Raw genomic sequence first — 26360 nt, 5'->3', positions numbered from 1 at the left:
CCACTCCCTGACCCCCGCCCTGCGGGTGCTGCGCGTCTGCCTGCACCTGATGGTGGCCGCACTGCTGGCGCTCGCCGCCGTACGGGCGGTGGCCGACCACAGCCCGGACGCCCCGGCCGTCACCGGCGCCGCGGTCCTGCTGCTCGCCGTGTACGCCGTCGGCCCCACGCTGCCCCCGGTCCGCACCTCCACGGCCGCCGCGGCCCTCTGGCTCGCCGCCGTCATGGCGGTGTGGGCCGTCCTGCTCGCCCTCACGCCCCTCGGGGTCTGGCTCGCCTTCCCGCTCTTCTTCGTCCAGCTCCACCTGCTTCCGCTGCGCTGGGCGCTGCCCACGGTCCTGGTCACCACCCTCGTGGCGATCGGCGGGTTCGGCTGGCACACCCGCATCCTCACCGTCGGTACGGTCATCGGCCCCGCCCTGGGCGCGGCGGTCGCGGTCGCCGTCGTCCTCGGCTACCAGGCCCTCTACCGGGAGAGCGAACAGCGCCGCCGCCTCATCGACGAGCTGACCGCCGCCCGCAGCGACCTGGCGGCAGCGGAGCACGCCGCCGGGGTGCTCGCGGAGCGGGAGCGGCTCGCCCGCGAGATCCACGACACCCTCGCGCAGGGGCTCTCCAGCATCCAGTTGCTGCTGCGGGCCGCGGAACGGGCCGTTCCGCGGCGGCCGGACACCGCCACCGCGCTCGGCCACGTCCAGCAGGCCCGGCAGGCCGCCGTCGACAACCTCGCCGAGGCCCGCCGTTTCGTCCGGGCGCTCAGCCCGCCCGACCTGGAGGCCGGGTCGCTGCCCGCCGCCCTGGAACGGCTGTGCGCCACCACCGCCCGCTCCGCCGGTCTCGCCGTCCACTGCCAGGTCTCCGGGGCGCCCGTCGAGCTGCCCACCCCGCACGAGGTCGCGCTGCTGCGCATCGCGCAGTCCGCGCTGGCCAACGCCGTCCAGCACGCGCACGCCGGCCGGGCCGAGCTGACCCTCTCGTACATGGACACCGAGGTCGCCCTCGACGTGGTCGACGACGGTACGGGCTTCGCGCCCGACGCGGTGCCGTCCCCGGGCTCCGGCGCCGCCGCCGGCACCGGTTTCGGGCTGGCCGCGATGCGGGCCCGCGCCCGCGCGCTGCACGGCACGCTGGCCGTGGAGTCCGCGCCCGGCGAGGGCACGGCGGTCGCCGTCACCCTGCCGTACCCGGAACCGGCCGCCCCACGGACCCCGGCCCCGGCCTCCGCCTCCGACGCCCCTCCCGCCTCCGACCCCCCTCCCGAACAGGCCACCGCGTGACCCACCGCCCCGAGACCGCCATCGGCCTGCTCCTCGCCGACGACCACCCGGTCGTACGGGCCGGACTGCGCGCCGTCCTGGAGACCGAGCCGGACTTCGAGGTCGTCGCGGACGTCCCCACCGCCGAGGAGGCCGTCGAACGGGCCGCCCGGCCGGATGTGGACGTCGTCCTGATGGACCTCCAGTTCGGCGGCCGGATGCTCGGCTCGCAGGCCACCGCCGCCATCACCGCACGCGACGGCGGGCCGCGCGTCCTCGTCCTGACCACGTTCGACACCGACGCGGACATCCTCGCCGCCATCGAGGCCGGTGCCACCGGCTACCTCCTCAAGGACGCGCCGCCCGAGGAGCTGGCCGCGGCCGTCCGTACCGCGGCGGCCGGCAAGTCCGCCCTCGCGCCGACCATCGCCCTGCGCCTGATGGACCGGATGCGCACCCCCGCCACGGCCCTGTCCCGGCGCGAGACCGAAGTCCTCCAGCTCGTCGCCGACGGCCTGTCCAACGCCCGGATCAGCAAACAGCTCTTCCTCAGCCAGGCCACGGTCAAGTCCCACCTGGTGCACATCTACGCCAAGCTGGGCGTCGACTCCCGTACCTCGGCGGTCGCCGCGGCCACCGCGCGCGGCCTGATCCGCCGCTGATCCGCCGCTGATCCGCCGCCGGCCCGGTGCCGCGGGCCCGCCCGGCGCGGGACTGTCGGTGCCGGGTGCGAGAATCGTGCCCGTACGGACCTCAGAGACCGACGGACCGTAGAGACCGACGAGCAGGAGACTGACGCATGGCACCGTCCCCGGGCATCCCCGACGCGATGGACCGACCGCACTTCATCGGCATCGGCGGCGCCGGGATGTCCGGCATTGCGAAGATCCTGGCCCAGCGCGGCGCCCGGGTCGCGGGCAGCGACGCCAAGGAGTCGGCGACCGTCGCCGCCCTGCGCGACTCCGGCGCCACGGTCCACATCGGCCACGCCGCCGCCCACCTGGCCGAAAAAGCCACCAGCGTCGTCGTCTCCTCCGCGATCCGCGACGACAACCCCGAGCTGGCCGCGGCCCGCGAGCGCGGCATCCCCGTCGTGCACCGCTCCGACGCGCTCGCCGCCCTCATGGACGGCCTGCGCCCGATCGCCGTGGCCGGCACGCACGGCAAGACGACCACCACCTCCATGCTGGCCGTCTCCCTCGGCTCGCTGGGCCTGTCCCCGTCGTACGCGATCGGCGGCGACCTGGACGCCCCCGGCTCCAACGCCGAGCACGGCAGCGGCGAGATCTTCGTGGCCGAGGCGGACGAGAGCGACCGCAGCTTCCACAAGTACGCGCCCGAGGTCGCCATCGTCCTCAACGTGGAGCTGGACCACCACGCCAACTACGCGTCGATGGACGAGATCTACGAGTCCTTCGAGATCTTTGCCGCCCGCATCCGCCCCGGCGGCACCCTCGTCGTCTCCGCCGACCACCCCGGCGCCCGCGAGCTGACCTCCCGCCTGTCCGGCCGCCTGGACATCGAGATCGTCACGTACGGCGAGGCCGCGGACGCCGACGTACGGGTCCTCAAGATCAACCAGCGGGGGCTTACCAGCGAGGTCACCGTCGCCCTGGCCAACGGCAAGATCCTCACCTTCACCGTCTCCGTGCCCGGCCGGCACTACGCCCTGAACGCCGTCGCGGCCCTCGCCGCCGGCACCGCGCTCGGCCTCCCGCCGCACAACCTGGCCTCCGCGCTCGGCACGTACACCGGCGTCAAGCGCCGCCTCCAGCTCCAGGGCGAGGCGGCCGGCGTGCAGGTCATCGACTCCTACGCACACCACCCCACCGAGATGACCGCCGACCTGGAGGCCATCCGCGGCGCCGCCACCGGCTCCCGCGTGCTGGTCGTCTTCCAGCCGCACCTCTTCTCCCGCACCCAGGAACTGGGCAAGGAGATGGGCGAGGCGCTCACCCTCGCCGACGCCTCCGTCGTGCTGGACATCTACCCGGCCCGCGAGGACCCGATCCCCGGCGTCACCAGCGCCCTGATCATCGACGCGGCCCAGGCCGTCGGCGCCCGGGTGACCGCCGAAGCCGACAAGACCGCGATCCCCGAGGTGATCGCAGGAATGGCGGAGCCCGGCGACCTTGTTCTCACCATGGGCGCGGGCGATGTGACCGAACTCGGCCCGCAGATCCTCACGCGCCTGCAGAGCCGATAGGAAGCAGAGGTACTCATGCCGTACGAGATCGACAAGCCGGACGAGCAGTGGCGCGCCGAGCTGACCCCGCAGGAGTACCAGGTCCTGCGCCAGGGCGGCACGGAACCCGCCTTCGTCGGTGAGTACACCGACACCAAGACGGCGGGTGTCTACTCCTGCCGTGCCTGCGGCGCCGAACTGTTCCGCTCGGAGACGAAGTTCGAGAGTCACTGCGGCTGGCCGTCCTTCTACGACCCGAAGGACACCGACGCCGTGGAGCTGCTCCAGGACCGCTCCCACGGCATGGTCCGTACGGAGGTCCGCTGCGCCCGCTGCGGCTCCCACCTCGGCCATGTCTTCGAGGGCGAGGGCTACCCGACCCCGACGGACCAGCGTTACTGCATCAACTCCATCTCGGTGCGGCTGGCGCCGGACGGGAGCTGACCACGGGGCCGCCGGGCCCGGCACGGAGCCGGCCCGGCGGCCGCACGGAGCGTGGCCCCGTCAGAACTGCGGTGCCCGCGCCACCGCCGGCAGGATCTGCACCAGCTGCCCCGGAGCCGCCTTGCGGCGCCGCCACTCGCGCGGGTAGCCCAGGGACACCTCCACGTGCGGGATGCCGTCCACCTCGATGGTGCGCGGAATGTGCAGATGGCCGTAGACGACGGAGGCGGCGCGGAAGCGGCGCGGCCAGTCGGCGGTGGCCTCGGTGCCGCACCACAGGGCGAACTCCGGGTGCCACAGTGGCTCGGTGGGCTCGCGGACGATCGGCCAGTGGTTGACCAGCACCGTGGGCAGGTCCTCGGGGATCTCGGCGAGCCGGGCCTCGGTGGCCGCCACGCGGGCCCGGCACCACGCCTCCCTGGTCGGGTACGGGTCCGGGTGCAGGAAGAACTCGTCCGTGCAGACCACCCCGGCCTCCTCGGCGACCGCCAGCGCCGCGTCCTTGGTGTGGGTGCCGGGCGGCCGGAAGGTGTAGTCGTACAGGGCGAAGACCGGGGCGATCACCGCCGGGCCGCCCTCGCCCTCCCAGACGGGGTAGGGGTCTTCGGGCGTCAGGACGCCCAACTCCCGGCAGATCTCCACCAGGTGCTCGTAGCGCCGGACGCCGCGCAGCTGGACGGAGTCGTTGGACGGGGTCCACAGCTCGTGGTTGCCGGGCACCCAGATCACCTTGGCGAAGCGGCTGCTGAGCACGGTCAGCGCCCAGCGGATGTCCGCGACGTACTCACCGATGTCCCCGGCCACCAGCAGCCAGTCGGCGTCCGAGCCGGGCCGCAGCCGCTCGACGATCTCGCGGTTCTCCTCGTAACGGATGTGCAGGTCGCTGATGGCCATCAGCCTGCCGGGCGCGACCCCTTCCCGGTCGGCCTCGGCGGTGCGGTCTCCTTCGGAGCATGGGATCTGCATGACCCGACGGTAGGACAGGAGACCGGGTCATGGACACGCCGGGGGGTGGGCTGTTGGACACATTCGGGGGCGAAGGCGGTCGTCAGAGCCGTCCGGCGGCGCCCGGCGGGACATCGCCGCCGCGCCGGATGCGGGTGGCCAGCCACAGGTCGAAACGGTCGTCGGGGTCGTCGAGCCGGCGCCCCGTCAGCTCCATCGCCTTGTCGAGCCGGTTGCGTACGGTGTGCCGGTGCACGCCGAGGCGGCGGCTGGTCGCGTCCCAGGCGCCGCCGGTCTCCAGCCAGGCCGCGAGCGTCGTCAGCAACTCCTCGCCGTGGTCGGCGAGATCGAGCGGGCCCAGTACGGCGTCGGCGTATCCGTGCAGCGTACGGCGGTCGCCGAGGTCCAGGAGCAGTCGGCTGGCCGCGCTCTCCCGGGCCTCTTCGGGGACCCCGCTCGCCCGGCTGACACCGAGCAGCCCCGCCGCCTGCCGCAGCGAGACCCGGACCGCGTCCGGCGCGGTGAGCGGGCCGATCCCGGCGGGGCGGCGCGGCGCGAACCGCCCGAGCACGTCCCGTACGTCCAGGCCAGCGCCCACCACGGCCTCGACGAGCCCGCCCGCCGCGACCCGGACCAGGCCGCCGGGTATGGCCAGGGCGAGGTCGGCGGCGATGTCGTGCGGGCCGCTGTCCGCCGGGCCGGGGCCCTCCGGGCCGCCGGCCGGGGGCTCGACCACGACGCCGCGCACCCGGTCGTCGTGGAGGCCGGCGGCGGCCAGGATGTCCTGGGCCCGGCCCACCGGCCCCTCCTCGTCCGACAGCAGCTCCGCGAGCAGCGCCGACCTGCGGCGCCGCTCCGGCTCGTCCATCAGGTGGCGGCGCTCCAGCTCCAGCGAGAGCAGCGAGACCAGGCCGGGGACCACGGCGCGGGCCGCCGCGTCCGGGCTGCCGGTGAGCAGCAGCAGGCCGCGCAGCCGCCGGGCGCCGAGCGGCTGCACCTCCAGCCGGCGGCCGCCGGCGGTGCTGGACGCGCTGCCGCGCAGACCGCGGGCGGCGACCCGTTCGACCAGGTCACGGGCGGCTGCCGGGGACGGGGCCGGCCGGCCGCCACCCGTGGCGAGCAGCCGTCCGAGCGGGTCGAGCACGGCCGCGCCGACGCCGGTGGCGGCGGTCCATTCCTCCAGCATCGGCTGCAGTCCGCTGTCCGTCGCCGCCGCGGTCAGCCGCCGCTGCGTCGCGAACGCCCGGTGCAGTACGGCTTGCTGCTCGTCGGCGCGCGCGTCGAACACCGCTTTGGTGACCGCGATGAACGGCACTTCGTCGGGCACCGTGAGCAGCGGCAGGCCCGCTTCGCGCGCGGCGTCGACCAGCGGCGCGGGGGCTTCCTGGTAGGGGAGTCCGGTGCCGAGTCCGAGCGCGAGGCAGGCCGCGCCGCCCTCGGTCACGTCGCGGACGTACGTCCGGCAGGCCGCCGGCTCCATCGGCAGCACCAGGCCGATCGTCATCAGCAGCTCGCCGCCCTGCAGCCACTTGCCCGGGTGCAGCAGGTCGGAGACGGTCGCGGCCTCGACGGTACGGTCCAGCAGCCCGGCCGGGACGTCGTAGGTCGGTGAGAGGTCCAGTTCGGGCCGGGCCAGGAGGTCGGCGATACGCAGGGGCATGGACACAGTGTCCGCCAGGTGAAGCGCCGGTGGACAGTCCGGCCAGCCGTACGAGTCGGCCTGTTTGCGGGCGGCGCATCCCGGTACCCGTTTTCCAGGGACGGATCACCTCCCATTTGGCACGTTTTTGCCCGGTTGTGGCCGGGGATGCGAAAAGAAGACCGCAAAGGGAACACCCCTTCGTACGCAAGACGAGCGCAAAGGATGAACGGCCATGCAGGTGGCGTTTCTCGTAGCACCCGAAGGCATCGAGCAGGTCGAGCTGACCGAACCATGGCAGGCGGTGATCGACGCCGGCGGCACCCCCAAGCTCGTCTCCACCGAGTCCGGCCGGGTCCAGGCGTTCAACCACCTGGACAAGGCGGACACCTTCCCGGTCGACCAGACCGTGGACCAGGCGCAGGTCGGCGACTTCGACGGGCTGGTGCTGCCCGGCGGCGTCGCCAACCCGGACGCGCTGCGGCTGAACGAGAAGGCCGTCGCGTTCGCCCGCGGCTTCTTCGACGCGGGCAAGCCGGTGGCGGCGATCTGCCACGCGCCGTGGACGCTGATCGAGGCGGACGTCGTACGCGACCGTACGCTGACGTCCTGGCCGAGCCTGCGCACGGACATCGAGAACGCCGGCGGCAGCTGGGTGGACGAGCAGGTCAAGGTCTGCACCGGCGGCCCCAACAAGCTCATCACCAGCCGTAAGCCGGACGACCTGAAGGCGTTCTGCGAAACCTTCGTCGCGGAGTTCCAGAGCTGACTCTCCAGAGCTGACTCCCAGGCGCTGCCCCACGAGTGCTCACCTATGAGCGCTTCGGCGGGAGCAGGTCACTCAGCCTCCGGCTCCGACAGCACCGCGGCCGACTCGGGCGGCAGTCTCAGGACGCCGTCCGGGCCGGCCGCCGCCGCGTCCGCGTCCGGCCACGCCGCGAGCACCCGAGCCCGCGCGCTCCCGCCCGGCACCTCGGCCGTACCGTCCCCGCCGAGCCGCACCACCACCCGCACCGGCCCACGCCGCAGCGACAGCCAGCGCGCCTCCTCGTCGTACGCGACCTCGGTGCGCGTCAGATCCGGATCGGTGAGCGACGGGTGGGCGGCGCGCACCGCGAGCAGGGTGCGGTACCAGGCCAGCAGCGTGGCGTGCGGCTCGCGCCGCGGCTCCGACCAGTCCAGACAGGAGCGGTCCCGCGTCGCCGGGTCCTGCGGGTCGGGGATGTCCGACTCCCGCCAGCCGTGCTCGGCGAACTCGCGGCGGCGCCCGTTGCGTACCGCTTCGGCCAGCTCCGGGTCCGTGTGGTCGGAGAAGAACTGCCAGGGCGTACGGGCCGCCCACTCCTCGCCCATGAACAGCATCGGCGTGAACGGCGAGCACAGCACCAGCGCGGCACCACAGGCGACGAGACCGGGGGAGAGGCCGGCGGCCAGCCGGTCACCGAGCGCCCGGTTGCCGACCTGGTCGTGGGTCTGGGCATAGGCCAGCAGGCGGTGGGCGGCGGTGGCGCGCCGGTCCAGCGGGCTGCCGTGCCGGCGGCCGCGGAAGCTGGAGTACGTACCGTCGTGGAAGAAGCCGCCGGTCAGCGTCTTGGTGAGGGCGGCGAGCGGCGCGCGGGCGAAGTCCGCGTAATAACCCTGGGACTCGCCGGTCAGCGCGGCGTGCAGGCAGTGGTGGAAGTCGTCGTTCCACTGGGCGTGCAGACCGTGGCCGCCGCTCGCGCGCGGGGCGATGGTGCGGGGGTCATTGAGGTCGGACTCGGCGATCAGGAAGAGCGGCCGCCGCAGGTGTGTGGAGAGGGCGTCGACGGCACTGGACAGGTCGGCCAGGAAATGGCGGGCGCGGGTGTCGATCAGAGCGTGTACGGCATCGAGGCGCAGACCGTCGATCCGGTAGTCACGCAGCCAGGCGAGCGCGCTCTCGATGAAGTACGCGCGCACCTCGTCCGACCCGGGCGCGTCGAGATTGACCGCCGCGCCCCACGGCGTGTGATGGGTCTCCGTGAAGTACGGCCCGAAAGCGGGCAGGTGGTTGCCGGACGGGCCGAGATGGTTGTGCACGACGTCCAGGACGACGCCCAGGCCGTGTCCGTGGGCGGCGTCGACCAGCCGCTTGAGCCCGTCCGGGCCGCCGTACGGCTCGTGTACGGCCCAGGGGGCGACGCCCTCGTACCCCCAGCCGTGCGTCCCGGGGAACGGGCACACCGGCATCAGCGCGAGATGGGTGATGCCCAGCCCGGCCAGGTGTGGCAGGCGCTCGACGGCGGCGTCGAAGGTGCCGCCATCGGTGAACGTCCCCGTGTGCAGCTCGTAGAGGACCGCGCCCGGCAGGCCACGGCCGGGCCAGTCGTGCCGCCAGGCGAACCGGTCGTGCTCGACGACCGCGCCCGGCCCGTCCGGCCCTTCGGGCAGCCGGGCCGCGCGCGGATCGGGCAGCAGCGGACCGTCGTCGAGGCGGAAGCCGTAACGGTCACCGTGGCGGGCCGGTACGTCGGCCCGCCACCAGCCCGCACGGCCGGGAACGCGCTCCATGGGCACGTGCTCGGCGGACACCCGCCCCGCGGGGGCCTGCTCCGTCGCCGCGGCGTGCCCCGTCGTCAGCGCGTACCCCTCGCCCCCTTCCCGGCGGCCCGCGCCGTCCGCGGCACGGCCGCGGGGCGTGACGAACTGGAGCGCGACCTGTCCGGCGTTCGGCGCCCACACCTCGAAGAGCACGGCTGACCTCCTTCGTCCGGCGCGGACGAAGGAGGCCCTCCGCCCGCTCTCACACGAAGAATGCACGCTCCTGCGTCATCGGATACCCCGCCTTGGCGAAAGCCGCCGCCATCGGGACGTTCGGCTGGTCCGTTTCGCCGACGATCTTGTCCGCGCCGTGCGCGGCGAGGTGCCGGGTGCAGTCGACGAGCAGGTCGTACCCGTACCCCCGGCCGCGGTGCGCAGGCACGATGCCGATGAACCCGATGACGGGCGCCTGGAGATTACGGGCGGGCACGTGCAGCCCGACCACCTCGCCACCCCGCTCCGGATCGGCCGTCCAGGCCACCCGCCACCAGTCGCGCGGCGAGGGGCACCAGTTGAAGAAGTCCAGCTCCTCCCGGGCGGCCTGTTCGACGCCGCCCTCGGCGATCGCCTGCCGGGCATGGGCGTCCAGCGAGCCGGTCTCGACGCGCCGCAGAATGTCCAGGACCACCCCGTCGTCGGGCTCGGGCCGGAACACCAGCCGCCCCGGCGACTCCGGGAGTCCGCACTCGGGTGTCCAGGTGTAGCGGAACCGTTCGACGAGCGGCGCGAGACCGGCCGCGACGGCCGCGTCCATACGGGCGCGGGCGGCGCCCCGTACGGCCTCCTGGTCCCGCCAGCCGGGCGGCAGTTGCAGGACGTACTCGGCGTGCAGGGGCGCGGTGCGCAGCAGCCGGACGGCGGCGTCCGACTCGCCCGGCGCGAAGTCGAACCAGTCCAGGGCGATCGGCCGGGTGTCGTCCGGCGCTGCCCACCAGGCGGCGCGGGCCACCACCACGCCGTCGCGCAGCGCCACCCATGTCCACTCGGGGCGGTACTGGCCACCCTGGGCGACTGTCGCGTAGCGGCGCCCGAAGGGCGGATGGCCGACGAGTCCGGCGGTGGGATCGTCCAGGGTGTCGAACAGAAACGCGTCGCTCTCGGTGAGCGCGCGGATGACCAACTCGGTCATGGGGTCCTCTCGGAAGGCGGTCGATGCGCTCCCGACAGGGCGGAATCAGCCCGGAACGGCCCGGCGGGCGGGGCGGGAGCGCGGATACGGGTACGTCGGCACGGCTCTCGCCTCCTCTCCTTTTCCAGGGCCGGCGCCGAGCGTAGCCCGGACCACGGGCGCGGCGCCACGGTTTTCCGCCGGGCCCCGCCGCGGGCCGCCGTACGCGACCACGGTCCACCCGGCTGGACACCGGCGCGCGGGCACCGGACAATCACCGGCATGACATCGCTGGAGTTCCCGGCCCGACCGGCGCGCCCGTCGGAAGCCGACCGGGAGCGCGCCTTGGAACTGCTGCGCGAAGGCGCGGCGCAAGGCAGGCTGTCCCAGGACACCTTCCTGCGGCGGCTGGAGCTGGTACTCACCGCTCGCCAGCACACGGAACTCGCCGCGGCCACCGCCGACCTGGCCTCCCGCGGCAAGGTCGAGGGCGCCGTGCTGCGCGCGGTCGGCAAGGTGTCGTCGTTCAACATCATGGTCCGCCGGGCCTGGCGCCGCGAACGCCTGCCGAAGCTGCTGCTCCCCGCACCGGGACCGTTCCCCCTCCTCATAGGCCGCGCCCCCGGCTCCGGCCTGCGCCTGAACCACGACACCGTCTCACGCGCCCACGCCGAACTGCGCAGCGCGCGCGACGGCTGGCTCCTGCGCGACCTCGGCTCCACGAACGGCACCTGCGTCAACGGCCGCCGCGTGGTGGGCGAGGTGCTGGTGCAGCCGGGCGACCACGTGGCGTTCGGCAGCGTGGGGTACGTCCTCACCGACGGCTAGCCCCGCCCCCTTACCGCCACCGGACGATCGCCCGCCGGTCCGGCCGGCTGGGACCACCAGACGCCCTCGCCGTGGGTGAGCCCCGGCAGCCGCCGCTCCGCGTCCGGGACCCGGCGGGCCGGGAGGGTGCCGGTGAGGAGCCAGGCACCACCGGCCACCGAGGTGTCGTCGAACTCGGCGCCCAGCGCCGCGAGGCGCGCGGTGACCGGGACGATCGTGTCCAGCGGCACCTCCGCCTCGAAGGAGTGGCACGGTTCGTACACCCGCGTGCCGGCCCGGCGCAGGGCACGTGCGAGGACGACCGGCGTGACCCCGCGGAAGTCGCCGGCCGTGCTGACCGGCCCCACGAAGCCGGAACGGGTCAGCACGACCCGGCAGTCCGTGACCGCCCAGCCCTGCGGCCCGTCGCTCAGCGACGCGTACACCGTGTCCTCCACCGCCTGGTGGAAACCGTGCGGCAGCGCGCCCAGTTCGGTCTCGTACGCGAAGCGCGGACCGGAGCCGCGCGGGCCGGGCTCGACGCGCAGGCCGACCGTCGCCCACCAGCCGACGTGATCGCGTCCGGTGATCTCCTCGTACGCCTCGCCGGTGCCCAGGGGCCGCTCCACGCACACCACCCGGCTCGGTTCGAAGTCCGCCGTGATGCCGTGGTCCTGGCGGAGCGTGGCCGCGATGATCTCCTTCTGGACCTCCCCGTAGAGGAGGACCGAGGTGGCGCCCGAGGCGGCGGGCCGGGCGTGGATGAGCGGGTCCTGCTCCGCCAGGTCCAGCAGCGCTGCGCGCAGCCGGGCGGCTTGCGCCGGGCGCCGGGCCCGTACCACGGTCTCCAGAGTGGGACGGGAGAACAGCGCGTCGTCCCCCTTCCGGTGCGCGTCGGGCGCCGCGCCGCCCAGCCGGTCGCCGACGCGGACGCCGGGCAGGCCGCGCAGCACCGCGATGTTCCCCGCGGTCAGCGGCGCCCGGTCACCCGGCGGCCGCCCCACGACCTCCAGCGCGGTGATCCGCCCCTCGACACGCCCGGCCGTGCCGTCCGGCTCCCGGCGGTGCAGGGTGACCTGGCGGCGCGGCCGCAACTCGCCCTCGTAGAGCCGCAGATAAGCGCTCTTGCCGCCGCCGGGCTCACGCTGGACGGCGAAGACCGTGCCGCGCGGCGGGGCGCCCGCGGCGCCGGGCGCGGGCGGCGGGACCAGCCGGGTCATGCCGTCGATGAGCGCGCCGACGCCCTGCCCGCCGATCGCCGACCCGAAGTACAGCGGGTGCACCGAGCCGTCCGCGGTACGGGCGGCCAGCGTGGCCCGCAGCTCGTCCGGGGTGAGCGGCGGGCCGTCCACGGCGCGGGCGAGGATCCGCTCGTCGGCGTCGGCGAGCAGCTCGGTCATCCGGGCCCGTACGGCCGGTGCTTCCGCAGGGAGCGGCGTGGTCCGCGCGTCCGGCGTGCCCGCGTCGTGCACGGAGGCCATCGGGACGACGTGCGGCGCCAGGGCACGGCGGATGTCCGCCACGAGCGCGTCGGTCCGCGCGCCCGCCCGGTCGATCTTGTTGACGAACAGCAGGGTGGGCAGCCGCAACCGCCGCAGCGTCTTCATCAGGACCCGCGTACGCGCCTGTACGCCCTCCACGGCGGACAGAAGCAGTACGGCACCGTCCAGTACGCCCAGGGCACGCTCCACCTCGGCGATGAAGTCGGAGTGCCCCGGGGTGTCGATCAGATTGACCTGGACGTCCCCCACGGTGAAGGAGGCCACCGCGGACCGGATCGTGATGCCACGCTCGCGCTCGATGGCACCGGTGTCGGTCCGGGTGTTCCCGGCATCCACGCTGCCGAGCCGGTCGATGGCACCGGTCGCGTACAGGAGCCGCTCGGTCAGGCTGGTCTTACCCGCGTCGACGTGGGCCAGAATGCCGATGTTCAGGGTGTGCATGAGTGGTCGAAACCTCGAGAACTGTCGTCCGGTAAGGGCGCTGAGTAGTTCCGAGGTTTCGGCGCATTCCGTTGCTCCTGCCTGTGGCGCGGGGGCGTACGGGACGGCCCGTACGCAGGGGTGCTGGTCGTACGCGCCGATGGTGGACGTGCGGCGGGGGTGACGCAACTCTTTTTTGGCGGCTGGGGGCGCGGCTGCGGGGGTGTCGTGCCCGAGGGCCTGTTGGGGGCGGCCAGGCGCCGCTCAGTGCTGATGCAACCCCCGCCCCGCCAGCGTCAGGAACGTTTCGCCGACCGCTTCGGACAGGGTGGGGTGGGGGTGGATGAGCTGGGCCACGTCGGATGGTTCGGCGTCCCAGGCCACCAGCAGTTGGCTCTCGGCGATCATTTCCGAGACGTGCGGGCCGACCAGGTGGACGCCGAGTACGGTTCCGGCGGCAGTGCCGCCCGCGCCTTCCGTCGCGACGACCTTCACCATGCCGCCCTGTCCGTGCACCATGCCCTTCGCGACCGCTGTCAGCGGCAGGGTGTTGACCCGGACGGCCAGGCCGCGGGCGCGTGCCTCCGTCTCGGTCAGGCCTACGGAGGCGGTCTGTGGTGCGGAGTACGTCACGCGTGGCACGGTCGCGTAGTCCACCGGCCGGGACGGCACGCCGGCCAGTGTTTCGGCGACCAGCAGTCCTTCGGCGAAGGAGGCGTGCGCCAAGCCGGGGGACGGGGGCGGCAGCAGGTCGCCCACGACGTGGATTCCGGGTACGGCGGTCTCCAGCCGGGATCGGTCGGCGGGCGGGACGAAGCCGCGCTCGTCGGTGGCCAGTCCGGCCGCCGCCAGGTCCAGGCCGTCGGTCACCGGGACCCGGCCGACCGCGACGAGCAGTCGCTCGGCCTCGACGGTCTCCTCGCCCCGGGGCGTACGGACGGTGACGCGTACGCCGTGGCCCGTCACGTCGGCCCCGGTCAGCACCGAGTCCGTACGGACCGTGATGCCGCGCTTCTTCAGCCCGCGCGCCAGATGGCGGCTCACCTCCTCGTCCTCCAGCGGCAGCAGCCGGCCGGCGGCTTCGACGAGCGTCACCCGGGCGCCCAGGGACCGGTGGAAGGAGGCGTATTCTACGCCGATCGCGCCGCCGCCCAGCACCAGGACGGAGTCCGGCAGGCCGGGTGCGAACAGCGCGTCGTCGCTGGTCACGATGGTGTGGCCGTCCGGTGCGAGGCCGGGCAGCAGGCGCGGGCGGGAGCCGGTGGCCAGCACGATGCCGCGCCGGGCGGTGAACTCCCCGCCGTCCGGGGCCTCGACGAAGACGGAGCGCGCGCCGGTCAGGTGCGCGCTGCCGCGCACCACACGCACCCCGGCGCGCTTCAAGTGCCCTTCGACGCCCTGGTGGTTCCGTGCCACGATGCCGTCGCGGGTGGCGGTCAGGGCTTCCCAGTCGACGGTGTCCAGCGTGGCCTTCACGCCCCAGCGCTCCCGCGCCTCCGCGATGCCGTCCACCAGTTCCGCCGCGTGCAGCATCGCCTTGCTCGGGATGCAGCCGCGGTGCAGGCAGGTGCCGCCGATGAGGTCCCGCTCGGCCAGTACCACCCGCAGCCCGAGGGCGGCGGCGCGCAGGGCCGTGCTGTAGCCGCCCGTACCGCCACCGATGACGATCACGTCGGTGTCGCCGCCGCTGCCGTGTCTCATGTCTCTCATGTGGCCAGCCTCCGCCCGCCGTCCACCATGAGTCCAAGGCAATGTTTCCATTGGGATGATGAAGGATGTTCATGACGGTGGCGAGTGCGGAGGGGGCGGCAGCCATGAGTCTGCGGCAGATGGAATACCTGGTCACGGTCGTCGAGGAGCGGTCCTTCACGCGGGCGGCCGAGCTGCTGCACGTCACCCAGTCCGCGCTGTCCCACCAGATCAAGGCCCTGGAACGGGAGGTCGGCGGCCCGCTGCTGGAACGGTTGCCGCGCGGCGTCCGGCTGACGCCCATGGGCCGCGCCTACTTCCCGCACGCCGAACTCGCCGTACGCAGCGCCGAACAGGCCCGCCGGGCCGCGCTGGCGACGGCCGGGGCCGAGAGCGGCGAGCTGCACATCGCAACGGTGCACGCGCACGCCATCGGCGTGCTCCCGGAGGTCTGCGCGCGCTGGGGGCGCGAGCACGGCGGCGTGCGCCTTGTCCTGCACGAATACGCCACCACCGAAGACCTGTTCGCGCACATGGAACGCGGTGTCGCCGACCTGGCGGTCGGGCCGCGCCCCGAGTCGTGGCCGGGGCCGGTCACGGTCGTGGGCGAGGAGCGGATGGTGATGGTGCTGCCGTCCGGCGACCCGCTCGCCGGGCGTACCGCCGTACGGATCGAGGAGGTGGCCGACCGGCCGTGGGTGCGCTGCGCGCTGGAACCGGTCCTGGCGGGCCGGCGATGGCTGGACGTGGAGTGCGAACGGGCCGGCTTCACGCCCCGTACGGCCGTCCGTACGCAGCACACGTCGACGGCGGTACGGATGGCGGCGGCCGGTGTGGGTGTCCTGATCACTGCTGCCCATGAACTGACCGGTCTGGACTGCACCGCCGTCCCCACCGACCCGCCGTGGCGCCGCGAGATCACCGCCTTCTCCCGCGTCACGCCCACCGGCGCCGCCGCGCACTTCGTCACGCTCCTCCGCGAGACCCACCTGCCGCCGGACGACCGGCGAGCGTCCCGGTCAGCAGTACGGCGCCTGGTGGGTCAGTGACGCCGCCACCCGCATCCATATGCCGAAGAGCCGGTACAGGTCGGTGAGTGCCCCGCGCGCCCGGACCGTCCGGCTGTCCACCGAGGTTACCCCCGGTATCCCGAGCAACGTGTCGGCCACCGAGGCGGACTGCCAGCGGACGGCCAGCTCACACGGGTCCGGAGACGGTTCGGGCGCCTGCGGCGGTGCGGAGAGGGCGGTGGCGACGGCTTGCTCGATGTCCCGGCGGGCTTCCGCGTCCGGGAGCAGCGCGGCGGCGAAACGGTCGTGCGCGTGCTTCACGGTGACGGTGGTGACCCGGTCGTCCCACTCCCTCATCTCCGCACAGGCGCCGTCGTCGCCGGTGAGCGCCACCACGGGCACGCCGAGAGCGGCAGCGGTGGCGTGCGACAGGCCGATTTCGCCCACGGGGCGGCCGTCCAGCCAGATGTCCTCGATCTCGTGGCCCATGAAGCTGTGGCTCAGTACGCCGGGCGTGCCCGCCCGCGCGTGGTGGCCGACCAGGATCGCGGCGTCGTGCCCGGGGGCGAGCCCTTCGAGCATCCCCATCTGTTTGGGGTCGCCGCGGATGAGGCGGGCCGCCGGGTCCAGGTGCTCGGGCAGCAGGTTGCGCATGCGGCCGTGGGCGTCGTTGACGACGATGTCCGTGGCACCGGCCGTCACGGCGCCCCGGACGGCGGCGTTGACGTCCTCCGCCATCATCAGCCGTCCGCGCTCGTAGTCCCGCCCGCCGGGTTGGACGTCGTCCGCGTCGACCAGTCCGGTGACGCCTTCCATGTCCGCGCTGAGGTAGATGCGCATGGTGTGCACTCCTTGGGCTCGACCACTGGGCAGACGCCTGCCGTCGCTCCCGCGGTTCCGCACCGGAGCGGTCGCCGTGCGGGCCTCGGCCGTACGCGAGTACGCGACGGGTCCGCCCGTCAGTCCTCCTTGACCAGCAGTGCCACCGGGTAGCGTCCCAGCAGTTCGCGCAGGCACACCACGGGCCGTTGCACTTCCCGGCCGGTGAGCAGTTCGCGCCAGCCCGTACGCGTACTCGTGCCCGTACTCGGAAGCGTCAGTTCCGTGTCGCGCCAGCCGCCGTCCTCGGCCAGCCGCAGGGAGAGCCGGGTGGCCACCGTCACCGCCCGCCCGGCCCGGGCGAAGGCCAGGCAGTGGCCGGCCGCCGTGCCGTCGGCGTGCAGGGGCGTGTAGGTGCCCTGGGCGCCGAACCACTCGGGGCGGGACCGCCGCAGGCGCAGGGCCGTCGCGGTCAGCAGCAGCTTGTCCGCGGACAGGTCCTGTGGCTGCGTACCGTCGTCGAGTTCGGTGAGCAGGTCGGCGCGCAGCCGGGGCGGGCGGCGGTTGTCGGGGTCGACCAGGGCGTTGTACTCGGTCTCGGTGCCCTGGTAGAGGTCGGGTACGCCGGGCATGGTCAGGTGCAGCAGAGCCGCGCTGAGCACGTTGGCGCGGATGTAGGGCGCGAGTTCGGTGGCCAGTTCGGTGAGTGAGGACGCCGCCGGACCGCACGGCCCCGCGCGCAGGAAGTCGCCGGCCGCCTCCTCGTACCCGGCGTCCTGGTCCGTCCAGGACGTGTGCAGCCCGGCCTCGCGTACGGCCTTCAGCACCGACGGGATCAGTCGTTCGGTGGACGGCTTGCCGAGGCCGAAGGCGGTCTGCCAGGCCACCCATGCCAGGTGCTGGTCCGGCGGCTGCGGACCCTCACCCCCGGCCGGCCCGGCGGACACCCGGCGCAGCAGTTCCCGCCACCGGTCCGGGCATTCGGTCAGGACGGCGATCCGGGCCCGCACGTCGGCGCTGCGCTTGGTGTCGTGCGTGGAGAGCACCGTCGCGGTGAGCGGCCAGTCCCGCTGGATGCGGGCGCAGTACGCGTGGAAGGTGTCCACGCCCACCGTGGGCGCCCCCGGGTCGGCGCCCACTTCGCAGGCCGACAGCAGCGGCACGTAGCGGTAGAAGGCGGTGTCCTCCACGGACTTGGCGCGCAGCGCGGACGATGTCTGGGCGAAGCGCGCGCTGAAGTCCGCGCAGTCCGGGCCGTTCCCGAGCAGGCCGAGCGCGAGGTCGCGCACCAGGTCCACCGCCAGCGCCTCCTCCGGCGCGCGGAAGACCGTACGCGCCCGTGCGGCGGCCTCCGCCAGCATCGCCGCGTCCTGCTCGCAGCGCTGCGCGTCGCGCGCCCCGGCGGCGTCGGTGGCGTACGGGCGGTAGACGGGCAGCCGGACCAGCAGTTCGCGGATGGCGGTGCGCAGCGCCCAGGGCGCGTGGTCGCCCTGGTGGGACGCCCGGTCGCTGATCCGCCCGGCGGTGCGCACCAGGCGGTCGACCTCGGCCGCGAGGTCGTGGGTGACGACCTCGTAGGCGGCGCGGCGTACCGTTTCCTCCCAGTCGCCGCCCGCGTCCGCGAGCGGGGCGACGAAATCACGGTAGACGCTGAAGAGCCGGCCGGAGCCGAGCGGGCAGACGAACAGGCCGTCGAGGTGCCGCAGGGCGTCGTAGCCGGTGGTGCCCGCGCACTGCCAGCCGCGCGGCAGCTGCTCCCGGCCGGTCAGGATCTTCTCGACCACCGTCCAGCGGCCTCCGGTCGCGGCGTGCAGCCGGGCGAGGTAGTCGCCGGGGGCGGCCAGACCGTCCGGGTGATCGACGCGCAGCCCGTCGACGACGCCTTCGCGCAGCAGCCGCAGCAGCGTGGCGTGGGTCGCCTCGAAGACCTCCTGGTCCTCGACCCGTACGCCGATCAGTTCCGAAATGGTGAAGAACCGCCGGTAGTTGATTTCGCTGCGGGCCAGCCGCCACCAGGCGAGGCGGTACCACTGCGCGTCCAGCAGGCGGGGCAGCGGCAGCTGCTCGGTGCCGGGCCTGATGGGGAAGGTGTGGTCGTGATAGCGCAGTACGTCGCCGTCGACCCGGATGTTCTCCAGTTCGTCCCCCAGACGCCCGCCCAGCACCGGCAGCAGCACCCGGCCGCCGTGCCCGCCGTCCCAGTCGATGTCGAACCAGCGGGCATACGGGGAGGCCGGGCCGTCCCGCAGCACCGCCCACAGCGGGGCGTTGAGCGACTCCGGCGCCGGTACGGCCATGTGGTTGGGCACGGTGTCCACCACCAGCCGCACCCCGTGCGCCGCGGCCGTCGCGGCCAGCGCCCGCAGGCCCTCCTCGCCGCCCAGTTCGGCCCGTACCGCCGAGTGGTCCACCACGTCGTAGCCGTGTGTGGACCCGGGCACCGCCTCCAGGACGGGGGCGAGGTGGAGGTGCGAGACGCCCAGCGCGGCGAGGTACGGCACGGCCTTCTCGGCCGTGGCGAAGGGCAGGTCCGGCTGGAGCTGCAGCCGGTACGTGGCGGTGGGGGGCTCAGTGGCGGTGGGTGGCGCACTGGAATCGGCCGTCATGGGAACACCCGTACCCGCCGGACGGCTTGTTGTTTCATCCGATGCGGGACGCCCTGATGCCGGAACGCTTCGTACGTACCGTCCGTACGGCCCTCGGCGGTGCGCCGCGTCGGGCGATGGTCTCCGCTCTCGCCGCCCACCGCCGGGTGATCGCCCTGGGCGGACCGCTGCTGCCCGTCGTCTCCTTCCTCGGCCGGCTGCCGGCGGCGATGTGCCAGCCGGGCAGTGTGCTGCTGGTCAGCGCGACCAGCGGCAGCCTGGCCATGGCCGGGCTGGTGGGCACCGCACCAGACGCCGCGGGCTGATGCAGGCTGATCCAAAAGACTCGACCTGGTGTTCCGCAGGTCGGGCCGCTGGCCCGGGCGCGTCCGGTGGCGCTGGCCCGCCGCTCGGAGGCGGACGGCCGGCTGGTGGCCGCCGTACTGGCCCTGGAGGGCACGCTGGACGAGGTGTCGTTCGTGCTCGGCCCGTCCCTGGTGGGGCTGGTCGCTGCCGTCGCCCATCCGGCCGTCGCGCTGGGGCTGGCGGCGGTGCTCCTCGCCGGGGGCGGGTCCGCTTTCGCGCTCCATCCGACGGCGGTGGTGCCGCGGCCGTCCCGTCCCGTGCGCAGGGGTGGACAGAAACGTTTCGGCGCCGCCGTGCGCCCGCCGGACCGCGACCCGGCCGCCACCCGGCGCGCCCCCGTCGACCACGCCGCGCGGCACCCTTCACCAGGCCGGACTAAACCAGCAGGATCCACCGCAATGGCGGAGCCTGGGATACGGCCGGTGGCGTACCCGGACCGGCCACGGGTGCCACGCGCCGTACACACGCTGCGCGCCTCTACCTGGCCGTCACCGTCCTCGGCGCGGCCTTCGCCCCGCACCTGAGCACGATCTTCGCGCTCACCGAACGCGCCGTCCCCGCCACCCGCCTCACCGAGTCCATGGCCTCCCTGACCAGCGCTGTCGTCGGCGGCCAGGCCCCCGCCGCGGCCGCCTCCGGCCGCCTCGCCCAGGCCTACGGCCCGCCCGCCGCCTTCGCGGTGGCGCTCGGGGCCGCCGCGCTGATCCTGGTTCTGGCGCTGGGGCGCGCCTCGCGGCGGACGCGTACGCCCGCCCCCGTGACGCCCCGGCAGGGGGTGCGAGGGCGGGGTGCCCGTACGGCTCCGGAGTAGGGCGTCAGGCCGGCCGCTGGAGCACCACCATGCTGCGTCCGGGCAGGGTAAGCCGGTCGCCGGCCTGGGCCTTGAGGCCGCCTCCGTCGGCGACGGCCTCCGGGTGGGCGGTGTCCACGACCGCCTGCCACTGGCGGCCGTGGTCCACCGGCACGGTGAATTCCCGGTCGTCGGCGTGCGCGTTGAACATCAGCAGGAAGGAATCGTCGGTGATCCGTTCGCCGCGCGGGCCCGGCTCGGTGATCGCGCTGCCGTTGAGGAAGACCGTCAGCGACTTGGCGTGCGCGGCCTGCCAGTCCCGCTGCCGCATCTCCTCGCCCTCCGCGGTGAACCAGGCGATGTCGGACAGCTCGTCGTGGGTGCCCTCCATGGGGCGGCCGTGGAAGAAGCGCCGCCGCCGGAAGACGGGGTGGTCGCGCCGCAGCCACACCATCTGCCGGACGAAGGCGAACATCTCCCGGTCCTCGTCGCGGACGGCGGTGGAGGCGAACAGTTCCTGGGCGTCCTCGTCCGGGAATTCCGTGGTGGCGGCCTCGTCGGGGGCTTCCCCGGGCGACTCCGCGCCGGTGTTGTCGGCCGTGGCGCCCGAGTCGCCCGCGCCACCCGGCCACCGCACCCACGCCAGTTCGTTGTCCTGGCAGTACGCGTTGTTGTTGCCGTGCTGGGTGCGCCCGAACTCGTCGCCGTGGCTGAGCATCGGTACGCCCTGGGACAGCAGCAGCGTGGCGATGAAGTTGCGCATCTGGCGCGCCCGCAGCTCCTGGACCTCGACGTCGTCCGTCGGGCCCTCGGCGCCGCAGTTCCAGGACCGGTTGAAGCCCTCGCCGTCCTGGTTGTTCTCGCCGTTGGCCTCGTTGTGCTTGTTGTCGTAGCTGACCAGGTCGCGCAGGGTGAAGCCGTCGTGGCAGGTGACGAAGTTGACGGAGGCGAGCGGGCGCCGCCCGTCACCTTGGTAGAGGTCGGAGGAACCGGTCAGCCGGGACCCGAATTCGGCCAGGGTGCGCGGTTCGCCGCGCCACAGGTCCCGTACGGTGTCGCGGAACTTGCCGTTCCACTCGGTCCACAGGGGCGGGAAGTTCCCCACCTGGTAGCCGCCCTCGCCCACGTCCCACGGCTCGGCGATCAGCTTGACCTGGCTGACCACCGGGTCCTGCTGCACCAGGTCGAAGAACGAGGACAGCCGGTCGACCTCGTGGAACTGCCGGGCCAGGGTCGCCGCCAGATCGAAGCGGAAGCCGTCCACCCGCATCTCCGTCACCCAGTAGCGCAGCGAGTCCATGATGAGCTGGAGGACGTGCGGGCTGCGCATCAGCAGGGAGTTGCCGGTGCCGGTGGTGTCCATGTAGTAGCGGGGTTCGTCGGCGAGCCGGTAGTACGAGGCGTTGTCCAGGCCGCGGAAGGACAGCGTCGGGCCCAGGTGGTTGCCCTCGGCCGTGTGGTTGTAGACAACGTCGAGAATGACCTCGATGTCCGCCTCGTGCAGCGCCCGCACCGCCGACTTGAATTCCAGCACCTGCTGCCCGCGGTCGCCCCAGGACGCGTACGCGTTGTGCGGGGCGAAGAAGCCGATGGTGTTGTAGCCCCAGTAGTTCGCCAGGCCCGCGTCCACCAGCCGGTGATCGTTCACGAACTGGTGGACCGGCATCAGCTCCAGGGCCGTGACCCCGAGCCCGGTCAGGTGCTCGATGATCGCGGGGTGCGCCAGCGCCGCGTAGCTGCCGCGCAGGTCGTCCGGCAGGTCGGGGTGGAGCATGGTCAGGCCCTTGACATGGGCCTCGTAGAGCACCGTCTCGTGGTAATCGGTGCGGGGCGGGCGGTCGTCAGCCCAGTCGAAGTACGGGTTGATCACCACCGACGACATCGTGTGCGGCGCCGAGTCGAGGTCGTTGCGGCTGTCCGGCTTGCCGAAGTGGTAGCCGTACACCGCCTCGTCCCAGTCGATGGCGCCGCTGACGGCCTTCGCGTAGGGGTCCAGCAGCAGCTTGGCGGAGTTGTGCCGGTCACCGCGTTCCGGTTCGTACGGGCCGTGCACCCGGAAGCCGTACCGCTGCCCCGGCATGATCCCGGGGAGGTAGGCGTGCCGGACGAAGGCGTCGGTCTCCCGCAGTTCGACGGCGGTCTCCGAGCCGTCGTCGTGCAGCAGTGACAGCTCGATGCGTTCCGCCGTCTCGGAGTACACCGCGAAGTTGGTGCCCGCACCGTCGTACGTGGCACCCAGGGGATACATCTGTCCCGGCCAGACCTGCATACGTCGACTCTTCCACTTCCTCGATGGGCGCCGCGACGCCTTGAGGCATCACGTCGGTCGTGCGTCGCCGTGTTCGATTGCTGCGTACGGTGCTGCGTCCGTCTCGTGTTTCAACCTGCCCAATACGGCTGGTTTTTCGCGCGATCTGCGCCGAAAGGCGGGCAACCCGCGGCGAAGTCGGATCGTCGTACAGGACGACCGATATGTGCTGAGCACCATGAGGCAGCAGGGGGGAACAGTGCGCAAGATGATGCACCGCCACCTGGGCAAGCTGGTGGCGGGCGCGGCCGTGGCGCTGGCGGGTACCGCCGTGCTGGCCGCGGTGACCCTGCCGGAGGACGCGGGGGCGGCCGGCGGGGGGAGCCGGGCCGCCGCGGCCGAGGGGCCGGGGGCGGGAACGGGCCAGGCGCAGCAGGTACGGCCGGGGGCGGTCGAGCGGGCCCCCGCGGAGGGGCGCGCGGGCGTCGGCCGGGACCCGCTCACGGACGACGAGGCCGCGCGGGCCCAGGCCCTCGCCGCGCCCCGTACGTTCCGCGGCGCCACCGAGGACGTCAAGGGCAGAGCGGGGCCGGAGCGGCTGACCACCGATCTGGCCGAGCCGGGCCCGGACGAGACCGGCCTCGCCGACCCGCCACGCCGGGCGAACGTGTCGTTCTACGACTACCGGACCGACGCGTACGTGACCAGGACCGTCAATCTCACCACCGGGAAGGTGGAGAAGGCGGCCAGTCGGCACGGCGTCCAGCCGCCGCCCAACCGGACCGAGAGCGAAGCCGCGGCCGGACTCCTGATCGCCGCCCCCGAGGGAGCCGGGCTGCGGGAGGACTACAAACACGCCACCGGCAAGGAGCTGACCGGCCCCGGCCAGCTGACCGTGCGGGGCTTCGTCTACCGGGGGGAGGCGGAGGGGCCGGCTCCGGAACGGCTGCGCGCCTGCGGGGAACACCGCTGCGTGCGGCTCTTCACGAAGGTGCGCAACGGCCAGTGGATCGACACCCGGCGCTATGTGGTCGACCTGAGCGCCCGTACGGTCGGCCGGCTGGACTGAGCCGCCCGGGCCCGGGGCGGTGCCCGCACGGCCGCCCGCGTCCGGGACGGTGCCCGCGCAGCCGGCCGGACCCGGGCGGGTGGTCGTGTTCGTGCGCCTGCCACCCGGCCCCGCACCACCCGCGTACTCCGTAGCTTCCGTATCACTGTCGTACAGGAGCGTTTCCATGCACGAAAGACCCTTCCGCCGCGCCGGTGCCGGCCACGGCCGTGTCCCTGCCCGTATCCACGTCCGTACCCACCGTGCCCGTGTCCGGCGCGCCGCACTGCTCGCCGCGCCGCTGCTGCTCGGTACGGCCGCGCTGACGACCGGACCGGCCACCGCACAGGCCGCTCCTGCGCCCGCGCCCACCGCCGCAGGGTGCAGTACCCCGTACAGCATCACGCAGACCCTCGAAGGCGGCACCACTTGGCGCATGTGCTGGCACTACGAGACGAACGCCGGGCTGGCCCTGGACAACGTCTCGTACCAGCCAAAAGGCGAGCCCCGGCCGATCCAGGTGCTGACCGGCGCGAAACTGGCCCAGATCCACGTCCCGTACGACGACGGCGGCATGGAGTACGACGACCTCACCGGGCAGAGCTTCGCCCAGGGGCTGCAGACGCTGGACCCGGGAGAGTGTCCCGGCGGCACCATCAAATCGGTCAAGGTGCCGGACGCCTGGGACCCGGAGCACCCGGACGTCAACGGCCTGTGCGTCACCACGCGCGCCCGCGGCCACGCCTACCGCCTGGGCCGCTACCCCGGCGAAACCTCCAAGACCTACCAGCTCCAGGGCAAGGACCTGCTCGTCTACACGGTCAACAAGACCGGGTGGTACGAATACATCGTCGAATGGCGTTTCTCCGCCGACGGCACGATGAACATGCAGGTCGGCGCCACCGGTACGCTCTCACCCGCCGATTACGACGCGGGTGACGGCCGAGGCTGGCCGATCGGCAAGGGCGCCAAGGACTACGCCACCAGCCACAGCCACAACGTCTTCTGGCGCCTGAACTTCGGGCTGGACGGCTCGTCGGCCAACCGGGTGGAGCAGTTCGACTCCACGACCACCCCGCAGAGCGGCGGACGGACACCCAAGACGCAGACGGTCCGCACGCCGGTGGCCAAGGAACTGGCGGGCGACGCCGGGCCGACCCGCTGGTGGCGGGTCGTCAGCAACATCGGCAAGAACAAGGACGGTCATCCCCGGTCGTACGAGATCGTCCCCGGTCGCTCCAGCAAGTACACCGGACGCGGCTTCACGCAGCACGACGTGTATTTCACCGAACACAACACCTGCGAGCAGTTCGCCAGCAACAACCTCGCGAACTGCGGCGCCGGCGCCGGCACCAGCGTCGACAGCTGGGTCAACGGGCAGCCGCTGCGCCACCCCATCGCGTGGATCAACATCGGGTACCACCACATCGCCCGGGACGAGGACCAGGAGCCCATGCCGGTCCACTGGCAGGGCTTCCAGCTCGCCCCGCGGGACGTCACCGCTATGAATCCGCTCACTCCGCCCGAGCTTTCCGGGCACAACGGTCACGCCGGATAAGGGGAGTTGGCCGAGGACTCGATCCATCCTGCTGCACCGCCTCCCGGACCCGCAGTAGTCTGCCTTGATCGTTGGCACGGGGGTTCGGAAGGCGGTGCGCAGGTGAGCTCGGGCGGGCTGGAGTTGCCCCCTGGTGACGACGGCCATGAAGGCCAGGACGGTCACGAGGGACACGAGGGCGGCTCCGTCGACGCCCCGCCCGGGGCGGTGTCCCTGGCCCGGCCGATGGAGATCGGCGCGGAGCTGGACTGGGGCGCCGAGGCCTGGAGCGAGGTGCGCACCCGCGCCCGGCGGGCCGGGCGCGCCTACATCTGGCTGAACCTCGTCGAACAGCGGCTGCGCGCCGTCGTGGCGGCCGTGCTGTGCCCCATCTACGAACCGGTGCACGGCGACGAATGGGTCATCGCCGCCGCCGGGCCCACCGGGCAGGAGTGGGTCCAGCGGGCGGTCGCGGTCCGCGAGGTCAGCCGCCGCAAGGGCTACCTCCTCGACCCCGCCGACGACAACATCCTCAGCTTCCTGACCCTTCCGCAACTGCGCGAGCTGATGGTGCAGCACTGGCCCTGCTTCGAGCCGTACTTCGACGACCGGCGGGAGGTGGAGCTGGCCCTCGACGAGCTGGAGGTGGCCCGCAACATCGTCTCCCGCAACCGCGCCCTGACCGGCACCGTCCTCGCCCAGGCGGAGCGGGCCTCGGCCCGGCTGCTGGAGATACTCGGCTCCGGCATCGGCACCCGCACCGCGGGACGGCTGCCCATCGACGCCGTCGAGGACCTGGTCGGCGACCGGTACGCGGACGTCGTCGGCGTCCACACCGACCGGGTGCGCCTCCAGCGGCAGCTGCCCGCCGAGGACCTCTTCGGCGGCGCCCGCCGCCTGGACGCCATCGGCATCGGCCTCAACCTCCTCGTGCAGAACTACTCCGGCCGCCGCATGGTCCGCCTCGCGGAGTCCGGCTGCCGGGTCCGGCTGCTCTTCCTCAACCCCGCCAGCAGCGCGGTCCGCCGCCGCGAACGGGAACTGGGCCTCAAGAAGGGCGAGATGAGCCGCTCCATCGAAATGAACATCCTGCACATGCGACGGGTACGGGCCCGGCTGCACGACCCTGGCGCCTTCGAGATCCAGGTCTTCGACGAGACCCCGCGCTTCACCGCCTATCTGGTCGACGGCGACGGCCCGGACGGCGTGGCCGTCGTCCAGACCTACCTCCGCCGGAGCCGGGGCATGGAGTCACCGGTCCTCGTCCTGCGCGGCGGCGCCCGCGAGGTGCTGCGCCAGGAGGCGGACCGGGATGACGACCACGGCCTTTTCGCGACATACCGGGAGGAATTCGAGAACGTGTGGGCAGACTCGCGGCCGGTGTCGTGAGGGGGAGGGCGG

Annotated in this window: 22 protein-coding genes; 13 read left to right on the top strand and 9 right to left on the bottom strand. The window is 73.3% G+C overall.

The window, feature by feature from the left end:
• The first annotated feature begins 49 nt into the window (after window positions 1–49).
• The 4 genes from ACZ53K_RS25235 to msrB all read left to right on the top strand — a co-directional run bounded on the left by ACZ53K_RS25235 (window position 50) and on the right by msrB (window position 3884).
• On the top strand, window positions 50–1276 hold the full coding sequence (locus ACZ53K_RS25235; RefSeq protein WP_468840707.1) for a sensor histidine kinase: 1227 nt from the start codon (window positions 50–52) through the stop codon (window positions 1274–1276).
• Window positions 1273–1917, top strand: coding sequence for a response regulator (locus ACZ53K_RS25230; protein WP_468840644.1), 645 nt, complete (start codon window positions 1273–1275; stop codon window positions 1915–1917). Before ACZ53K_RS25235 ends, ACZ53K_RS25230 begins: the two co-directional genes overlap by 4 nt.
• Window positions 1918–2054: 137 nt before the next feature.
• Window positions 2055–3461 carry a UDP-N-acetylmuramate--L-alanine ligase gene (gene murC / locus ACZ53K_RS25225; RefSeq protein ID WP_468840643.1) on the top strand — a complete coding sequence of 469 codons (1407 nt, stop codon included), beginning with the start codon at window positions 2055–2057 and terminating at the stop codon, window positions 3459–3461.
• Window positions 3462–3476: 15 nt separating this feature from the next.
• Window positions 3477–3884 (top strand): peptide-methionine (R)-S-oxide reductase MsrB, encoded by a 408-nt coding sequence (gene msrB, locus ACZ53K_RS25220; RefSeq protein WP_468840642.1) that lies wholly within the window; start codon window positions 3477–3479, stop codon window positions 3882–3884.
• A 60-nt stretch (window positions 3885–3944) separates the two neighbouring features.
• Here msrB and ACZ53K_RS25215 read toward each other — a convergent pair whose 3' ends face one another.
• On the bottom strand, window positions 3945–4778 hold the full coding sequence (locus ACZ53K_RS25215) for a metallophosphoesterase family protein (protein WP_468840705.1): 834 nt from the start codon (window positions 4776–4778) through the stop codon (window positions 3945–3947).
• A 154-nt stretch (window positions 4779–4932) separates the two neighbouring features.
• Window positions 4933–6489, bottom strand: a complete 1557-nt coding sequence (locus ACZ53K_RS25210) for a PucR family transcriptional regulator (RefSeq protein WP_468840641.1) — start codon at window positions 6487–6489, stop codon at window positions 4933–4935.
• A gap of 214 nt (window positions 6490–6703) precedes the next feature.
• Here ACZ53K_RS25210 and ACZ53K_RS25205 point away from each other — a divergent pair, with 214 nt between their 5' ends.
• Window positions 6704–7237 carry a type 1 glutamine amidotransferase domain-containing protein gene (locus tag ACZ53K_RS25205; RefSeq protein WP_468840640.1) on the top strand — a complete coding sequence of 178 codons (534 nt, stop codon included), beginning with the start codon at window positions 6704–6706 and terminating at the stop codon, window positions 7235–7237.
• A 68-nt stretch (window positions 7238–7305) separates the two neighbouring features.
• Here ACZ53K_RS25205 and treZ read toward each other — a convergent pair whose 3' ends face one another.
• Together treZ and ACZ53K_RS25195 are read right to left on the bottom strand one after the other, a co-directional pair.
• The gene (treZ, locus tag ACZ53K_RS25200; RefSeq protein ID WP_468840639.1) at window positions 7306–9183 is read right to left on the bottom strand and encodes a malto-oligosyltrehalose trehalohydrolase; all 1878 of its coding nucleotides are present in this window, start codon (window positions 9181–9183) and stop codon (window positions 7306–7308) included.
• Window positions 9184–9232: 49 nt separating this feature from the next.
• Window positions 9233–10159: a GNAT family N-acetyltransferase gene (locus ACZ53K_RS25195; protein WP_468840638.1), complete on the bottom strand. Its 927-nt coding sequence runs from the start codon at window positions 10157–10159 to the stop codon at window positions 9233–9235.
• 261 nt (window positions 10160–10420) lie between these two features.
• On the opposite strand from ACZ53K_RS25195, the gene ACZ53K_RS25190 reads away from it, so the two are divergent.
• Window positions 10421–10966: an FHA domain-containing protein gene (locus ACZ53K_RS25190; protein ID WP_468840637.1), complete on the top strand. Its 546-nt coding sequence runs from the start codon at window positions 10421–10423 to the stop codon at window positions 10964–10966.
• Here ACZ53K_RS25190 and otr(A) read toward each other — a convergent pair.
• Together otr(A) and lpdA are read right to left on the bottom strand one after the other, a co-directional pair.
• Window positions 10963–12888, bottom strand: coding sequence for a tetracycline resistance ribosomal protection protein Otr(A) (otr(A), locus tag ACZ53K_RS25185; RefSeq protein WP_468840636.1), 1926 nt, complete (start codon window positions 12886–12888; stop codon window positions 10963–10965). The genes ACZ53K_RS25190 and otr(A) overlap by 4 nt on opposite strands.
• Window positions 12889–13131: 243 nt before the next feature.
• A complete protein-coding gene (gene lpdA, locus ACZ53K_RS25180; protein WP_468840634.1) occupies window positions 13132–14577 on the bottom strand; it encodes a dihydrolipoyl dehydrogenase in 1446 nt (481 codons plus the stop codon).
• A gap of 104 nt (window positions 14578–14681) precedes the next feature.
• Between lpdA and ACZ53K_RS25175 the strand changes: the two genes are divergently transcribed.
• Window positions 14682–15605, top strand: coding sequence for a LysR family transcriptional regulator (locus ACZ53K_RS25175; RefSeq protein WP_468840703.1), 924 nt, complete (start codon window positions 14682–14684; stop codon window positions 15603–15605).
• Here the strand turns inward: ACZ53K_RS25175 and ACZ53K_RS25170 are convergent.
• Both ACZ53K_RS25170 and treY read right to left on the bottom strand, forming a co-directional pair.
• Window positions 15576–16406 carry a M55 family metallopeptidase gene (locus ACZ53K_RS25170; protein WP_468840632.1) on the bottom strand — a complete coding sequence of 277 codons (831 nt, stop codon included), beginning with the start codon at window positions 16404–16406 and terminating at the stop codon, window positions 15576–15578. The genes ACZ53K_RS25175 and ACZ53K_RS25170 overlap by 30 nt on opposite strands.
• A 119-nt stretch (window positions 16407–16525) precedes the next feature.
• Window positions 16526–18991: a malto-oligosyltrehalose synthase gene (treY, locus tag ACZ53K_RS25165; protein ID WP_468840630.1), complete on the bottom strand. Its 2466-nt coding sequence runs from the start codon at window positions 18989–18991 to the stop codon at window positions 16526–16528.
• Window positions 18992–19047: 56 nt separating this feature from the next.
• On the opposite strand from treY, the gene ACZ53K_RS25160 reads away from it, so the two are divergent.
• From ACZ53K_RS25160 to ACZ53K_RS25150, 3 genes are all read left to right on the top strand, one after another.
• A complete protein-coding gene (locus ACZ53K_RS25160; RefSeq protein WP_468840628.1) occupies window positions 19048–19296 on the top strand; it encodes a hypothetical protein in 249 nt (82 codons plus the stop codon).
• A gap of 66 nt (window positions 19297–19362) precedes the next feature.
• Window positions 19363–19860, top strand: a complete 498-nt coding sequence (locus ACZ53K_RS25155; protein WP_468840626.1) for a hypothetical protein — start codon at window positions 19363–19365, stop codon at window positions 19858–19860.
• Window positions 19861–19916: 56 nt separating this feature from the next.
• Window positions 19917–20147: a hypothetical protein gene (locus ACZ53K_RS25150; RefSeq protein WP_468840624.1), complete on the top strand. Its 231-nt coding sequence runs from the start codon at window positions 19917–19919 to the stop codon at window positions 20145–20147.
• A 4-nt stretch (window positions 20148–20151) separates the two neighbouring features.
• Here the strand turns inward: ACZ53K_RS25150 and glgX are convergent, their stop codons facing one another.
• Window positions 20152–22395 (bottom strand): glycogen debranching protein GlgX, encoded by a 2244-nt coding sequence (gene glgX, locus ACZ53K_RS25145; protein WP_468840622.1) that lies wholly within the window; start codon window positions 22393–22395, stop codon window positions 20152–20154.
• 217 nt (window positions 22396–22612) lie between these two features.
• Between glgX and ACZ53K_RS25140 the strand changes: the two genes are divergently transcribed.
• The 3 genes from ACZ53K_RS25140 (at window position 22613) to ACZ53K_RS25130 (ending at window position 26348) form a co-directional block, all read left to right on the top strand.
• A complete protein-coding gene (locus tag ACZ53K_RS25140) occupies window positions 22613–23443 on the top strand; it encodes a Tat pathway signal sequence domain protein (RefSeq protein WP_468840620.1) in 831 nt (276 codons plus the stop codon).
• 166 nt (window positions 23444–23609) lie between these two features.
• Complete coding sequence (locus ACZ53K_RS25135; RefSeq protein ID WP_468840618.1) at window positions 23610–24980, top strand: copper amine oxidase; 1371 nt, start codon at window positions 23610–23612, stop codon at window positions 24978–24980.
• Between the two features lie 102 nt (window positions 24981–25082).
• Complete coding sequence (locus tag ACZ53K_RS25130) at window positions 25083–26348, top strand: SAV2148 family HEPN domain-containing protein (protein ID WP_468840616.1); 1266 nt, start codon at window positions 25083–25085, stop codon at window positions 26346–26348.
• Window positions 26349–26360 lie beyond the last annotated feature (12 nt).

The organism is Streptomyces sp. NPDC033221, from assembly GCF_055577005.1.
Note: the sequence above shows the minus strand (reverse complement) of the source record. Positions and strands in the feature narration are given on the sequence as shown.

Excerpts from the sequence above, each read along its gene's own strand:
- ACZ53K_RS25235 (WP_468840707.1), top strand. The coding sequence starts at position 50 with ATGGTGGCCGCACTGCTGGCGCTCGCCGCCGTACGGGCGGTGGCCGAC.
- murC (WP_468840643.1), top strand. The coding sequence starts at position 2,055 with ATGGCACCGTCCCCGGGCATCCCCGACGCGATGGACCGACCGCACTTC.
- msrB (WP_468840642.1), top strand. The coding sequence starts at position 3,477 with ATGCCGTACGAGATCGACAAGCCGGACGAGCAGTGGCGCGCCGAGCTG.
- ACZ53K_RS25215 (WP_468840705.1), bottom strand. The coding sequence starts at position 4,778 with ATGGCCATCAGCGACCTGCACATCCGTTACGAGGAGAACCGCGAGATC.
- ACZ53K_RS25210 (WP_468840641.1), bottom strand. The coding sequence starts at position 6,489 with ATGCCCCTGCGTATCGCCGACCTCCTGGCCCGGCCCGAACTGGACCTC.
- ACZ53K_RS25205 (WP_468840640.1), top strand. The coding sequence starts at position 6,704 with ATGCAGGTGGCGTTTCTCGTAGCACCCGAAGGCATCGAGCAGGTCGAG.
- ACZ53K_RS25195 (WP_468840638.1), bottom strand. The coding sequence starts at position 10,159 with ATGACCGAGTTGGTCATCCGCGCGCTCACCGAGAGCGACGCGTTTCTG.
- ACZ53K_RS25190 (WP_468840637.1), top strand. The coding sequence starts at position 10,421 with ATGACATCGCTGGAGTTCCCGGCCCGACCGGCGCGCCCGTCGGAAGCC.
- lpdA (WP_468840634.1), bottom strand. The coding sequence starts at position 14,577 with ATGAGAGACATGAGACACGGCAGCGGCGGCGACACCGACGTGATCGTC.
- ACZ53K_RS25175 (WP_468840703.1), top strand. The coding sequence starts at position 14,682 with ATGAGTCTGCGGCAGATGGAATACCTGGTCACGGTCGTCGAGGAGCGG.
- ACZ53K_RS25170 (WP_468840632.1), bottom strand. The coding sequence starts at position 16,406 with ATGCGCATCTACCTCAGCGCGGACATGGAAGGCGTCACCGGACTGGTC.
- treY (WP_468840630.1), bottom strand. The coding sequence starts at position 18,991 with ATGACGGCCGATTCCAGTGCGCCACCCACCGCCACTGAGCCCCCCACC.
- ACZ53K_RS25160 (WP_468840628.1), top strand. The coding sequence starts at position 19,048 with ATGCCGGAACGCTTCGTACGTACCGTCCGTACGGCCCTCGGCGGTGCG.
- ACZ53K_RS25150 (WP_468840624.1), top strand. The coding sequence starts at position 19,917 with ATGGCCTCCCTGACCAGCGCTGTCGTCGGCGGCCAGGCCCCCGCCGCG.
- glgX (WP_468840622.1), bottom strand. The coding sequence starts at position 22,395 with ATGCAGGTCTGGCCGGGACAGATGTATCCCCTGGGTGCCACGTACGAC.
- ACZ53K_RS25140 (WP_468840620.1), top strand. The coding sequence starts at position 22,613 with ATGAGGCAGCAGGGGGGAACAGTGCGCAAGATGATGCACCGCCACCTG.
- ACZ53K_RS25135 (WP_468840618.1), top strand. The coding sequence starts at position 23,610 with ATGCACGAAAGACCCTTCCGCCGCGCCGGTGCCGGCCACGGCCGTGTC.